This is a genomic window from Marinobacter nanhaiticus D15-8W, assembly GCF_036511935.1.
Taxonomy (GTDB): domain Bacteria; phylum Pseudomonadota; class Gammaproteobacteria; order Pseudomonadales; family Oleiphilaceae; genus Marinobacter_A; species Marinobacter_A nanhaiticus.
The window spans coordinates 1,880,555-1,894,342 of record NZ_AP028878.1 but is presented as its reverse complement, the minus strand read 5'-3'; the positions used below and the strand labels follow the sequence as shown (position 1 = coordinate 1,894,342).

Below are 13,788 nucleotides of genomic sequence, written 5' to 3'. Positions count from 1 at the left end.
GCCACTCGACTTGATCTTGGGTTCCTAAAACGACAACCGCCGCTGCGACGAATCGTCAGCGGCGGCCTTATACAGTGAGTCAGCCCACTGCAGTGTATTCAGTAGCGAAAGCCGGATCAGCCTTCGTGCGAGAACATACCAATGCCGCCCCGATCGATCACCTCAAGCGCCTTGCCCCCGCCGCGAGCCACGCAGGTCAGCGGGTCTTCAGCGACAATCACCGGCAGCCCGGTCTCCTCGCTCAGCAGCTTGTCGAGCCCGCGCAGCAGCGCCCCGCCACCGGTGAGGACAATACCACGCTCGGCGATATCCGACGCTAATTCAGGTGGCGACTGCTCCAGCGCACTCTTGACGGTCTGGACGATCTGCGCCAGGGATTCCTGCAGGGCCTCAAGGATTTCCTCGCTGTTCAGCGTGAAGGCCCGGGGCACCCCTTCGGCAAGGTTGCGGCCGCGGACATCGATCTCGCGGATTTCGACGCCTTCGTAGGCACAGCCAATCTCATGCTTGATGCGCTCGGCGGTGGAGTCGCCGATCAGGCTGCCATAGTTGCGCCGAACGTAGGTCACGATCGCCTCATCAAACTTATCTCCACCGACCCGGACCGACTCGGCGTAGACGATACCGTTCAGGGAAATGATCGCGATCTCGGTGGTACCGCCACCAATATCGACGATCATGGAGCCGCTGGCCTCTTCCACCGGCAGGCCTGCACCGATAGCGGCCGCCATGGGTTCCTCAATCAGGAACACTTCACGCGCGCCGGCGCCCATCGCAGATTCTCGAATCGCCTTACGCTCGACCTGGGTGGACTTGCTGGGAACACAGACAAGCACCCGCGGGCTGGGCGTAATAAAGCTGTTCTCGTGCACCTTGTGGATAAAATGCTGCAGCATTTTCTCGGTGACCACGAAATCTGCAATCACGCCATCCTTCAACGGGCGGATAGCCGTGATGTTACCCGGTGTCCGGCCCAGCATGCGTTTAGCCTCGCCACCGACGGCCGCCACCATCTTTTGCGCATTGTTGGTACGAATGGCTACTACGGATGGCTCGTTCAGCACGATACCGCGGTCGCGAACATAAATGAGGGTGTTGGCCGTCCCCAGGTCAATGGATAGATCGCTGGAAAAAAGGCCACGAATTTTCTTGATGAGCATTAGCGTATTTTCAACCTGAGGAATGCTGTTGGAGCCCCTGATTCAAGTCAGTTGGCGATTCTGGTCGACCAATGAACTCGAATCAGAGGGTCCTTCGAAAATGAATGCGGCAACTTTAGCAGTGGGCCGATACTCAGGCAAGGCTCATACAGGCCGGAGGCGGCGTCATATCTGACGAAACGGGACAGTTGTCGTGCCAGGAATCTAACAAAGACGGCCTCCCGGAGCCTGCACAATCTGTTACCATATTGCGCCGTCAATTGAACCGTTCTTGGAGACGTTACGTGGCCATATCCCGCGAGGACATCGAAAAAGTCGCCCTGCTCGCCCGTATCCGGCTGGAAGACAGCCAAATCGCTTCCCTGGAAAATGACCTGGGCAACATACTGAACCTTGTCGATCAGCTCCAGGCGGCCGACACCTCGTCCGTCGAGCCGCTGGCCCATCCGCTCGATGCCGTGCAGCGCCTAAGGGCCGACGAGGTGACGGAAAGCAACCAGCGCGAGGCGTTCCAACGCATCGCACCGGCGACGGAAGACGGACTCTACCTGGTTCCCCGCGTCATCGAATGATGAGCCCAAGCCGACTTCATTCTGTAACGGATACATCGATATGCACGACAAGACAGTAGCCGAACTGGCCCGCGAGCTGGAACAGGGCAAGGTTTCCAGCCTCGAGCTGACCCAGCATTTCCTGGGGCGCATCAAGCAGGAAGATACCCGCTACAACAGCTTTATTACGGTGACCGAGGAAGAGGCGCTACGGGACGCCAAGGCCGCAGACGAGCTGCGAGCCAAGGGCGAAGCGACGCCCTGGACCGGTATTCCCTTTGCCCATAAGGATATCTTTTGCACGAACGGCGTGCGCACCACCTGCGGCTCACGGATGCTGGAGAACTTCGTGCCTCCCTACGACGCCACTGTCACCGCCCGCTTGCGCGGCGCTGGCGCCGTTTGCCTCGGTAAGACCAATATGGACGAGTTCGCGATGGGCTCATCCACCGAAAGCAGCTACTTCGGTCCCACCCGGAACCCCTGGGGCGACAACCGCGTGCCCGGCGGCTCTTCCGGCGGTTCGGCAGCGGCGGTCGCCGCGCGCCTCGTACCGGCGGCTACAGCCACCGATACCGGCGGTTCCATCCGCCAGCCTGCAGCGCTATGTGGCGTCTCGGGCCTGAAACCCACCTACGGCCGGGTTTCCCGTTACGGCATGATCGCCTTCGCCTCCAGCCTGGACCAGGGGGGCACCATGGCGCGCACAGCGGAAGACAACGCGATGATGCTTAACGTCATGGCGGGCTTCGACCCCAAGGATTCCACCTGCATCGACAAGCCGGTACCGGATTACACTGCAACCCTGAACGAACCGCTCAAGGGACTGAAGATCGGCCTGCCGAAGGAGTACTTCACCGATCAGCTCGACAGCGAGATGGCACAGCAGGTACGCGCCGCGATCGGCGAGTACGAGAAGCTGGGCGCTACAGTCCAAGAGATCTCCCTGCCGAACACGCACCTGGCCATCGCCGCCTATTACGTCATCGCGCCGGCAGAAGCCTCCGCCAACCTGTCCCGGTTCGACGGCGTACGCTACGGCTACCGCTGCGAAGACCCGAAAGACCTGCTGGACCTCTACACCCGCACCCGGGCGGAAGGCTTTGGCGAAGAGGTCAAGCGCCGCATCCTGATCGGCAGCTATGCGCTATCGGCCGGTTATTACGACGCCTATTACCTGAAAGCCCAGAAGGTTCGTCGCCTGATCCAGCAAGACTTCATTGAGGCGTTCAATGACGTGGATGTCATTATGGGCCCTTCTTCGCCCACGCCGGCCTTTGCGCTAGGTTCGAAGACCGACGATCCGGTCAAGATGTACCTGGAAGATATCTACACCATTGCCATCAACCTGGCCGGTGTCCCTGCGATGTCCATCCCCGCCGGCCAGATCAACGGCCTGCCTGTAGGCCTACAATTGATTGGCAACTATTTCGACGAATCCCGCCTGCTCAACGCCGCGCACCAGTACCAGCAGGTTACCGACTGGCATAACCAAGCGCCGCAGGGAGGACGATAACGATGCAATGGGACGTTGTGATCGGGCTGGAAATCCACGTTCAGCTCGCAACCCAGACCAAGATCTTCTCGGGCACCAGCACCGCCTATGGCGCAGAGCCCAACACCCAAGCCAGTGCCGTTGACCTGGCCATGCCCGGGACCCTGCCGGTCGCCAACGAACAGGCGTTTCGTTTCGCCACTATGTTCGGTCTGGCCATCGACGCGGACATCAACCGCCGCTCCGTTTTCGAGCGCAAGAACTACTTCTATCCGGACCTGCCCAAGGGTTACCAGACCACCCAGCTGGCGGAGCCCATCGTCGGTGCCGGTCACGTGGACATCCAGCTCGAGGATGGCACCGAGAAGCGTGTGCGCATCCACCACGCCCACCTGGAAGAGGATGCCGGCAAGTCACTGCACGAGGACTACCACGGCATGACGGGTATCGACCTGAACCGGGCCGGCACGCCGCTGATCGAGATCGTCACCGAACCGGACATGCGTAGCGCAGAAGAAGCCGTCGCTTTCGCGCGCAAGCTGCACGGTCTGGTAACCTCCCTGGGCATCTGCGATGGCGATATGTCCCAGGGTTCCATGCGCTTCGACGTCAACATCTCAGTGCGTCCGACCGGAACCGAGAAGCTGGGCACCCGCACCGAAACCAAGAACCTGAACTCGTTCCGCTTCATGGAAGCGGCGATTCACCGCGAGGTGGAACGTCAGATCGACGTCCTCGAAGATGGCGGCACCATCATTCAGGAAACGCGCCTCTATAATGGCGACCGCGACGAAAGCCGGTCCATGCGCACCAAGGAAGAAGCGAACGATTATCGCTACTTCCCCTGCCCGGATCTACTGCCGGTGGTGATCGATGACGCGTTTATCGAGCAGATCCGGGCCACGATGCCGGAACTGCCGGACGCGAAGAAAGCGCGCTTCCTGTCGGACTATAACCTGACGGATTACGACGCCGGCCTGCTCAGCGCTAACGCCCGTACGGCCGAATACTTCGAGGCCACCGCGAAGACTAGCGGCGATGCCAAACTCTCCGCCAACTGGATCCTCGGTGAACTCAGCGCCCGCCTCAACGCGGAAGACCTGAGCATCACCGACTCCCCGGTTTCCGCCGATCGCCTGGGCGCACTGATCCAGCGAATTGCGGACAACACACTCTCCTCGTCTGGCGCGAAGAAGGTGTTCGACCTGCTCTGGAACAACGATGAAGCCGACGTGGACAGCATCATTGCCCGCGAAGGCCTCAAGCAGGTTTCCGATACCGGTGAGCTGGAAAAGCTTGTGGACAGTGTCCTGGCAGATATGCCGGAGCAGATCGCGCAGTACCAGGAAGCCGACGAGAAGAAGCGTAAGAAGCTGATGGGTGGCTTTATGGGGCCACTGATGAAGGCGTCGAAGGGCCAGGGTAACCCGAAGGTGCTAACCGAGATTTTGAAAAAGAAACTGGACGGCTAAGACGACCTTCTTGCTCGCCCGATAGCACGAGCAAAATGTAGCCGACGCTTTAGCTTCGGAGGGCCCGCCAGGGCTCTGATTGTTCTCGAGAAAAACCCTTTGAGCTATCGGCAGGCTTGCGCCTGCTCCGAAGCTGAAGAGGGTGTTGCAAAACGTAGCGAGCGAAGGCCAGGCAAGGCGGAAATGCGCGAAAAAGCGCAGTTTACTGATAGTAAATGAGCATTTTGAGCGGATTTCCAACGCCGCATGGCCGAGCGCAGTAGTTTTGCAACACCCTCTGAAGCGTCGGCTACATTTAACTGCCAAGCCCGCACGAGGTGAAGACGACCTTCACCAGACACCATCAGGCAATCAAATCCGCCCAAAGATCATGCTCATCAGCATGGGTCACACGCGCCCGAACGATTTGACCCGGCGCCAGGCCAGTCTCATCGTTCAGATAAACCATGCCGTCGATCTCCGGCGCATCCGCCTTGCTGCGGCCGATTGCGCCCTCCTCATCCACTTCATCGATTAGCACGTCGATTTCCATTCCGATCTTGCGCTGCAAACGGGCGGCGCTGATCTCAGCCTGTTTGGCCATGAATCGGGCAAGACGCTCCTCCTTGACCTCTTCCGGCACAGCACCCTCAATCTCGTTTGCCTTGGCACCTTCAACCGGGCTGTACTTGAACGCGCCAACGCGATCCAGCTGGGCTTCGTCCAGCCAATCCAGCAGGTACTGAAAATCTTCTTCGGTCTCGCCTGGGAATCCCACGATAAAGGTGGAACGGATAGTCAGTTCCGGACAGATCTCGCGCCAGGTGCGGATACGTTCCAGTGTCTTGCTGTCGTGCGCCGGACGCTTCATGGCCTTGAGTACACGCGGACTGGCGTGCTGGAACGGGATATCCAGGTACGGCAAGATCTTGCCTTCGGCCATCAGCGGGATCACGTTATCCACGTGCGGGTACGGATAGACGTAGTGCAGCCGCACCCAGACACCCAGTGAGCTCAGGGCTTCGCACAGCTCCTGCATCCGGGTCTTGAGCGGACGGCCCTGCCAGAAGCCGGTACGGAACTTCACGTCCACACCGTACGCGCTCGTGTCCTGAGAGATAACCAGCAACTCTTTCACACCCGCCTTGACCAGTCGCTGGGCCTCATCCATCACGCCCCCCACCGGCCGGCTCACCAGGTCGCCGCGCATGGAGGGAATAATGCAAAAGGTACAGCGGTGATTGCAGCCCTCGGAAATCTTCAGGTAGGCATAATGACGCGGCGTCAACTTGATGCCCTGCGGTGGAACGAGGTCGACAAAGGGATCGTGGGTTTTCTGGCTGGGCACGTACTCATGCACCGCACCGACCACTTCTTCATAGGCCTGAGGCCCGGTCACAGCGAGCACCTTCGGGTGAGCCTCACGAATACGATCCGCCTCGACGCCCATACACCCCGTCACGATGACCTTGCCGTTTTCCTGTAACGCCTCGCCAATGGCATCCAGGGATTCCTGCTTGGCCGCATCGATAAAACCGCAGGTGTTGACCACCACGACATCCGCATCGTTGTAGGTCGGTACCACCTCGTAACCGTCCATACGCAGTTGGGTCAGGATCCGTTCTGAATCAACCAGAGCCTTGGGGCAACCCAGGCTGATGAAACCGACCTTGCCACCGTTTGCAGCGACGCCCTGACTATCACTCATGATCAAACCTTCAGAAATGGAAACCAATGAACACCCGAAGCGGGCTTTGGCGCGCATTGTACTCCAGTCGTGCGCGGTTCTCTAAGTCTGTACGGCTAGGTTTAAGTTCATATCAGGAAGCCATCGAACGCGTTCCAATGGGAATTCGCGCACAGACCCGACCACATAAACGACACACAGCTTGCTCATCTTTTGGCATAGGTCTAAACTTTCAACACGTTAGCTTTCGAATGTTAAATGTCTGGGTGCCATTCGTCTGGCAAACTGTTGAGACCCCAGGTCTTAGGCACAGGGCGTCGAAGCCGGGATGTCGCGACGAGGTACCTTATTATGGAAGATCAGACGACGTTATGGGCAGCGCACTCACACCTTCACCTTATTCGCGAGGCGGCTTGAAGACCATGGCCGGCAAACCCAACCTTCGCCAGCAGCAACGCGTTCCGACGAACCTCGAAGTCACCGTCACCCATCCTGACGGGACCTGCATCACCTGTAAGACCGCCAACCTCTCCCGGGCGGGAATGATGGTGGAGTGCGATAGCGCACGGGTGCAGGAGTTGGTTCCCGACCGCCTGGCGGTAGCCCCAAAAGATCCGATCCAGCTCAGCATTAAATTTTCCGTACCGGTCGTCAGCGTGCAATCCGTCAACGTCGAAGCCCAATGCGACGTTGTTCACATCCGCCGCATATCCCGCCAGGTTTTCCATCTGGGGCTGCAGTTCCGGTTTTTCGAAGGTAACGGCCACGACTACGTCGACCAATACGTCAGCCGGTTGCTTAGCAAAGACTGAAGTGGCTACTGGCCGTATAGGCCCCGCCTGACGGCAAGTGTGAATAACCGCTTTGGCATATTGTTATGCCTCTAAACTCTAGCACCCCGCCTTCTTATGCACTTACCTGCTCTGGTATAGTTCTGCTCCAATTATGCGGTCTTGCGTCCTTGTAAAACGATCGCCGCTGGCTGATCGCGACGCCCCGCCTGAACGAATTTTTCTGCGCTCCATGCAACCGGTAACTGGATCATGACCACCTATAACCTGACGCATCTCAAGCAACTGGAAGCTGAAAGCATCCATATCATCCGGGAAGTCGCCGCGGAGTTTGATAACCCTGTCATGCTCTACTCCATTGGCAAGGATTCCTCCGTCATGCTGCACCTGGCACGCAAGGCGTTCTACCCCGGTAAGATTCCGTTCAAGCTGATGCACGTGGACACCACCTGGAAATTCAAGGAAATGATCGAGTTCCGGGATGAGCAGGCCCGCAAGTACGACCTGGACCTGATTGTCCACATCAACCAGGACGGTGTGGATGCCGGTATCGGGCCCTTTACCCATGGCAGCGCCAAGCATACCGACGTCATGAAGACCCAATCGCTGAAGCAGGCATTGAATAAATACAAGTTCGATGCGGCCTTCGGCGGTGCGCGCCGGGACGAAGAGAAATCCCGCGCGAAGGAGCGGGTCTACTCGTTCCGCGACGAATACCACCGCTGGGACCCCAAGAACCAGCGCCCCGAGCTTTGGAACATCTATAACGGCAAGATCAACAAGGGCGAGAGCATTCGGGTCTTCCCGCTATCCAACTGGACTGAACTGGATATCTGGCAGTACATCTACCTCGAGAACATCGAGATCGTACCGCTTTATTACGCCGCCGAACGTCCGGTGGTCGAGCGTGACGGCACCCTGATCATGGTGGATGACGACCGTATGCCGTTGAACGAGGGCGAAAAGCCGATGATGAAATCGGTCCGCTTCCGCACCCTGGGCTGTTATCCGTTGACCGGCGCGATCGAGTCCAAGGCCGACACCCTGACCGACATCATCCAGGAAATGCTGCTGGCGAAAAGCTCCGAACGCCAGGGCCGCGTGATCGATCATGATTCCGCCGGCTCCATGGAGCAGAAGAAACGCGAAGGCTACTTCTAAACGTCCGCCAGCCAGCATCTACGGGAAAAGAATCATGTCACACCAGTCCGAATTGATCGCAGAAGACATTCACGCTTACCTGAAACAGCACGAAGAAAAAGAACTGCTGCGTCTGCTGACCTGCGGCAGCGTCGATGACGGCAAGAGCACCCTGATCGGCCGCCTACTACACGACACCAAGATGATCTACGAAGATCACATGGCCAGCCTTAAGGCCGACAGCGCCAAGCTGGGCACGACGGGCGAGAAACTGGACCTCGCGCTGTTGGTGGACGGCCTGCAGGCGGAGCGCGAACAAGGCATCACCATCGATGTCGCCTATCGTTATTTCTCCACCGATAAGCGTAAGTTCATCATCGCGGATACCCCGGGCCACGAGCAGTACACTCGCAACATGGCCACCGGCGCTTCGACGGCACAGCTGGCGATCATGATGATCGACGCCCGCCACGGCGTGCTGACCCAGACCCGCCGCCACTCGTTTATCGCTTCCCTGCTGGGCATCCGTCACATCGTTGTCGCGATCAACAAGATGGACTTGGTGGACTACAGTGAAGAGCGATTCGAGGAAATCAAGCGCGACTACCTGGCCTTTGCCGACAAGCTCGGGCTTCAGGATATCCGCTTCGTGCCGATTTCCGCTCTGGAAGGCGACAATGTCGTCAACCGCAGCGCGAACACCCCCTGGTTCACCGGCCAGCCGATGATGGAAATCCTTGAATCGGTAGAGGTGTCGCGGGACAAGAATTTGGAGCATTTCCGCTTCCCGGTCCAGTACGTCAACCGCCCCAACCTGAACTTCCGTGGCTTCAGCGGAACTGTCGCATCGGGTGTCATCCGCCCCGGCGACGAGGTCATGGCCCTGCCCTCTCGACGAAAGAGTAAGGTGAAGGATATCGTCACCTTCGATGGCAATCTCGAAGAAGCCTATATCGACCAGGCCGTCACCCTGACCCTGGAAGATGAAATCGACGTCAGCCGCGGCGATATGCTGGTCAAGCAGGACGACGAACCGCTGGTAAGCAACAAGTTCGATGCCCATCTCGTGTGGATGATCGACCAGCCCATGGCCAAGGATCGCCTCTACGACATCAAGCTGGGACCAAATTTCACCTCTGGCTCGATCACCCGGATTCATCACCAGATCGATGTCAACACGCTCGACAAGGCCAGCGACCCTGACCACCTTGACCTGAATGAGATCGGTCTCTGTGAAGTGACCCTCAGCCAGCCCGTTGCTTTCGATCCATACTCACGCAACCACGCCACGGGTGCGTTTATCGTTGTTGATCGGCTAACGAACATCACCATCGGCGCGGGCATGATCAACGGTCTGGCCCAGAGTAGCAGTGATGGACTGCAGCCCGTCACCAGTGAAGAGCGCGAGCGCCGTCTGTCCCAGAAGCCGATCATCATTGGCTGCGCAGGCAGTCAGGCGGCAGAACTGGCCAAGGCGATTGAGCGCAAGCTGTTCGACCTGGGGCGCACCAGTGTCGTGCTGACTGAGGACAATGCAGGCAACGCCGATGATCGCCGCCGCGCAGCCCAGTTGCTGACCGCGCATGGTTTGATTGCCGTAGCAGTTAACATCGATGATGACGTCGCCGGCACGGTGGCCACCGCGGATGCCGAATCCGACCTTGCAGCAGTTGGCGATAGCGTGGTTCAGGAGCTGATCAACAAGAAGCGAATCTGATAAGCTCGCCACGCTAAAAGCTGAAACACGGCCATGGTCCGCTCATCCGGACCATGGCCGTTTGCTTTTCCAGAGAACGATTATTCCCAGAGGACAGCCATGGCCATCAAACAACTGCGAGTGACCTTTGCCAGCCAGATGCAGCCGGGCCAGGAGGCCCAGGTACGGCCGGGCAAGCCGCTCTCCGAGCCGGGCGGCGACTACGAAGGACTGCACAAGCAGCTCAAGCGTCTGTTCAATGCAAGACCGGGCAAGAAATATGGTCGCTTTACCGACGACATCGGCACCAGCCCAGCCAGCGCCTGGCTCCGCGACTACATCGAAGGCAAGCTGGGTTTCGAGTCGCTAACCGATAAACTATTCGGCCAATGGCAGGAGCTACTGACGAGCTCGCAAGAAGAATATTACGGTCACCTGATGTTGGTGCACGAAGCCCTCGCCGATGGCGAAGTGCTCTATCTGTTTGCCTTGGAAAGTGATAGCGCCTTGCGTCTCGATCATGAGCAGGCGTTGGATGCAACAGATGTTCTGAGCACTTCACGCCTGAACCTGGCCTTGCGACTGGAGGTGGAGGATTGGCTCGGCGACCATCCGTCTGAAAACTTCCTGACTCTGGTCCACGCCCGCGGTACCGGTGAACCGGGGGAACTGTTTATTCGCCTCTGCGGCTTCACCAATCAAGTGGATGTGGAAAAGGAAACCCTGACCTTCCTCAACGCGGTTGAAGCCTTCGCAGCCCAGACCGAGGAACCCGAGAAAGCCGGTCAGGTGCGCTCGAAGGCCTATGAGTTCTGCAAGGAGCAACACGCTCTGGGTGAACCCGTGGCTATCGAGGCGCTCTCCGGCTATCTCGATGAGGACCAGCCGGAGCGCTTCCAGACGTTTGCTTCGGAAAGCCAGGACATCCCGGCGGATGCCGTGCTCCACCCGGATCATCGCAAGGTCAAGAAGCTGGTTCGCATTTCCGGTTCCGGCGGCGGGATGAGTGTTTCGTTCTCATCGGACCTGGTTAACCAGGCGGTCTATTACGACCGGGAAAACGACGCGCTGACCATCACCAAGCTGCCAAAGGCGCTTCGGGAGCAACTGCAGCGCTACCTGGAAGCCCGCCAGGAAGGTGGCGAACAGTAATGGCTTGACCGGGGGCGAGGGCTATTCGACCGGCTCTGGCGCGGTGAAATCCGCCGGGTTCGCCCGGGGCCGGTTGCGCCGGATCTCCCGCACCTCGGTCATCCAGCTTACGCCATCGATCAGTTCTCCGGTTTCGACGTCGAAGGGTGGATAAGGCAGGTTGCGATCATCGCAATAACGGGTGACCTGCGGCTGGCACCAGCGAAACAGCAGGCGCTCGTACTCTTCATCCGGCAACCGGCGCTGATCGAACATTCCCGCCTCGGACCGCTGGCGCTGGGCCTCTGCCAGTATAATTGCGCAGGCCGCCGACACGTTCAGCGACTCCACCATACCCATCATCGGCACAATCACATGCTGATCCGCCTCTGCGGCGGCTTCGTCCGATACGCCATCGAGCTCATTACCCAGCACCAGTACGCAGGGCTGGGTGAAATCCGCATCCCGGTAATCGATCGCCCGGTCTGAAAACTGGGCGGCGTAGATGCGATGGCCGGATGCCCGTAGTTCAGCGATAGCTGGGGCCATATCCGCATGAGTATGGGTTGTCACCCAATGGTGGCTGCCTCCAGCGGTCTTGCGGAACGCGCGATAGCCCTCGCGCGGCCAGACCGCATGCATATTGGCTACACCAAACGCATCACAGGAGCGTATGACGGCTGAAATATTGCGCGGCTTATGGATCTGATCTGTGAGTACACGCAGGTCAGGCTGGCGCCGGTCGAGCGTGGCTTTGATACGGGCAAGGCGTTCAGGCGTCATGGGCTAGCAGGTTTCAGTCGCGGTTACGGTTTTGACCAGGCGAGCCCGGGAACGGTGTCACGGCATTCTTGACGCGCCCCAATGGATGGGCATTCTCCGCGGTTTCCACTTCGTCGATCCGGATCACCGCGTTCATCGGGATATAGGTGCGCTGTACACCTTCGAACTCGGTACGCAGCTTTTCCTGAGACGGATCGACCAGGACCTGGCTACGCTCGCCAAAGGTCAGGGCCTCTACTTCCAGGAAGCCGAACATCTCGCTGGGATAGACGTGCCCGGCGTAGATCTCGAACACATCGTCCTGATTGTAGAAAATGATCTTGTAGCACTTCTTGGCCATCCACCACTCCAATCAACAGAAAACCGCCAACCACGCCAGTTGACCGAAATCTCCAGACTGGCGCAGCGCCATGTTACCACGCCGTCGTGCAATATTGGCGCGGATATCCACTACGCCTCTGGTTGCTGTTTACCCACCCCGTTATAATAGCCGGCCCTTTACACACCAATCCCTATCGAGTTCCATGACCAAGAAGCTGTTTATCAAGACACATGGCTGCCAGATGAATGAGTACGATTCATCGCGTATGGCTGACCTGCTGAAGTCCGGCGACGATGTCGTCATGACGGATAGTCCGGACGACGCAGATATCCTGTTGCTCAATACCTGCTCCATCAGGGAGAAGGCACAGGACAAGGTCTTCCACCAGCTGGGACGCTGGAAGCAACTCAAGGCCCGCAAACCGGAACTCGTCATCGGCGTGGGCGGCTGCGTCGCCAGCCAGGAAGGCCAGGCCATCATCGACCGGGCGCCCTACGTGGATATGGTGTTTGGGCCCCAGACCCTGCACCGTTTGCCAGACCTGCTGAAGGAGTCCCGCAACGGCGGCGTTGGCGTAGTGGACGTAAGCTTTCCTGAGATCGAAAAATTTGACAACCTGCCCTCACCCGGCGCGGAGGGCCCTTCGGCTTTCGTCTCCATCATGGAAGGCTGCTCCAAGTACTGCACCTTCTGTGTCGTACCCTATACCCGCGGCGAGGAAGTGAGCCGGCCGGTGGACGACGTGATTGCCGAAGTAGCGCACCTGTCGACCCAGGGTGTACGCGAGGTCAACCTGCTCGGCCAGAACGTGAACGCCTACCAGGGCGAAACCCATGACGGCGACACCATCGACCTGGCAGAGCTGATCACCATGATCGCCACCATCGACGGCATCGACCGCATCCGCTTCACCACCTCCCACCCGGTGGAATTCTCGGATGCGCTGATCGACGTCTACGAGAATGTGCCGGAGCTGGTCAGCCATCTGCACCTGCCGGTCCAGAGTGGCTCCGACCGTATCCTGGCGGCCATGAAACGCGGTCACACAGCGCTGGAGTATAAGTCCAAGCTGCGCCGGCTGCGCAAGATCCGCCCGGATATCAGCTTCTCTTCTGACTTTATTATTGGCTTCCCTGGCGAGACTGAACGGGATTTCGAGGCCACCATGAAGCTCATCAACGACATCGGCTTCGACGTCTCCTTCAGCTTCGTCTACAGCCCGCGTCCCGGCACCCCGGCATCTGATTTACCCGACGACACGCCGATGGATGTGAAGAAGCAGCGCCTGAGTATCCTGCAGCAGCGGATTAATCAGCAGGCACAGGACATCAGCCGTCGCATGGTAGGTTCAACCCAGCGCATCCTGGTGACCGGCCTGTCCAAGAAGGACCCGGGCGAATATGCCGGACGCACGGAAAACAACCGTATCGTCAACTTCCGCACGGACAATCCGGAGGTCGTAGGCAGCTTTATCGATGTTGAAATTCTCGAAGCGCTCCCCAATTCACTAAGAGGCCGGCCGATCGACGACCGGCTACACTGACGACGGTCCCGCACCAGAGCTGGTGCGGTCATCCCTAT

At 58.8% G+C, this 13,788-nt stretch carries 12 protein-coding genes; 8 read left to right on the top strand and 4 right to left on the bottom strand.

The genetic code is table 11. From position 1 onward, the window contains the following. Window positions 1-116: 116 nt before the first annotated feature. A complete protein-coding gene (locus tag RE428_RS08525) occupies window positions 117-1,160 on the bottom strand; it encodes a rod shape-determining protein (protein WP_004581576.1) in 1,044 nt (347 codons plus the stop codon). Between the two features lie 284 nt (window positions 1,161-1,444). On the opposite strand from RE428_RS08525, the gene gatC reads away from it, so the two are divergent. The 3 genes from gatC to gatB are packed head-to-tail and all read left to right on the top strand — an operon-like array spanning window position 1,445 to window position 4,678. After that, complete coding sequence (gene gatC, locus RE428_RS08520) at window positions 1,445-1,732, top strand: Asp-tRNA(Asn)/Glu-tRNA(Gln) amidotransferase subunit GatC (RefSeq protein ID WP_004581575.1); 288 nt, start codon at window positions 1,445-1,447, stop codon at window positions 1,730-1,732. Between the two features lie 40 nt (window positions 1,733-1,772). Then, window positions 1,773-3,227, top strand: coding sequence for an Asp-tRNA(Asn)/Glu-tRNA(Gln) amidotransferase subunit GatA (gatA, locus tag RE428_RS08515; RefSeq protein WP_004581574.1), 1,455 nt, complete (start codon window positions 1,773-1,775; stop codon window positions 3,225-3,227). A gap of 2 nt (window positions 3,228-3,229) precedes the next feature. Beyond that, window positions 3,230-4,678 (top strand): Asp-tRNA(Asn)/Glu-tRNA(Gln) amidotransferase subunit GatB, encoded by a 1,449-nt coding sequence (gene gatB, locus RE428_RS08510; RefSeq protein ID WP_004581573.1) that lies wholly within the window; start codon window positions 3,230-3,232, stop codon window positions 4,676-4,678. A gap of 343 nt (window positions 4,679-5,021) precedes the next feature. Here gatB and rimO read toward each other — a convergent pair whose 3' ends face one another. Then, on the bottom strand, window positions 5,022-6,365 hold the full coding sequence (gene rimO, locus RE428_RS08505) for a 30S ribosomal protein S12 methylthiotransferase RimO (protein ID WP_004581572.1): 1,344 nt from the start codon (window positions 6,363-6,365) through the stop codon (window positions 5,022-5,024). Window positions 6,366-6,715: 350 nt separating this feature from the next. On the opposite strand from rimO, the gene RE428_RS08500 reads away from it, so the two are divergent. The 4 genes from RE428_RS08500 (at window position 6,716) to RE428_RS08485 (ending at window position 11,123) form a co-directional block, all read left to right on the top strand. After that, window positions 6,716-7,156: a PilZ domain-containing protein gene (locus tag RE428_RS08500; RefSeq protein WP_004581571.1), complete on the top strand. Its 441-nt coding sequence runs from the start codon at window positions 6,716-6,718 to the stop codon at window positions 7,154-7,156. Between the two features lie 231 nt (window positions 7,157-7,387). Then, the gene (gene cysD, locus RE428_RS08495) at window positions 7,388-8,296 is read left to right on the top strand and encodes a sulfate adenylyltransferase subunit CysD (protein ID WP_004581570.1); all 909 of its coding nucleotides are present in this window, start codon (window positions 7,388-7,390) and stop codon (window positions 8,294-8,296) included. A gap of 34 nt (window positions 8,297-8,330) precedes the next feature. Then, on the top strand, window positions 8,331-9,992 hold the full coding sequence (gene cysN, locus RE428_RS08490; RefSeq protein WP_004581569.1) for a sulfate adenylyltransferase subunit CysN: 1,662 nt from the start codon (window positions 8,331-8,333) through the stop codon (window positions 9,990-9,992). Window positions 9,993-10,091: 99 nt separating this feature from the next. Next, a complete protein-coding gene (locus RE428_RS08485; protein ID WP_004581568.1) occupies window positions 10,092-11,123 on the top strand; it encodes a nucleoid-associated protein in 1,032 nt (343 codons plus the stop codon). 21 nt (window positions 11,124-11,144) lie between these two features. On the opposite strand, the gene trmH is transcribed toward RE428_RS08485, so the two are convergent. Both trmH and RE428_RS08475 read right to left on the bottom strand, forming a co-directional pair. Next, window positions 11,145-11,885 (bottom strand): tRNA (guanosine(18)-2'-O)-methyltransferase TrmH, encoded by a 741-nt coding sequence (gene trmH, locus RE428_RS08480; protein WP_004581567.1) that lies wholly within the window; start codon window positions 11,883-11,885, stop codon window positions 11,145-11,147. Between the two features lie 13 nt (window positions 11,886-11,898). Further along, on the bottom strand, window positions 11,899-12,225 hold the full coding sequence (locus RE428_RS08475) for a DUF1820 family protein (RefSeq protein ID WP_004581566.1): 327 nt from the start codon (window positions 12,223-12,225) through the stop codon (window positions 11,899-11,901). A gap of 184 nt (window positions 12,226-12,409) precedes the next feature. Here RE428_RS08475 and miaB point away from each other — a divergent pair, with 184 nt between their 5' ends. Next, window positions 12,410-13,750 carry a tRNA (N6-isopentenyl adenosine(37)-C2)-methylthiotransferase MiaB gene (miaB, locus tag RE428_RS08470; protein WP_004581565.1) on the top strand — a complete coding sequence of 447 codons (1,341 nt, stop codon included), beginning with the start codon at window positions 12,410-12,412 and terminating at the stop codon, window positions 13,748-13,750. The last annotated feature ends 38 nt before the right edge of the window (window positions 13,751-13,788 follow it).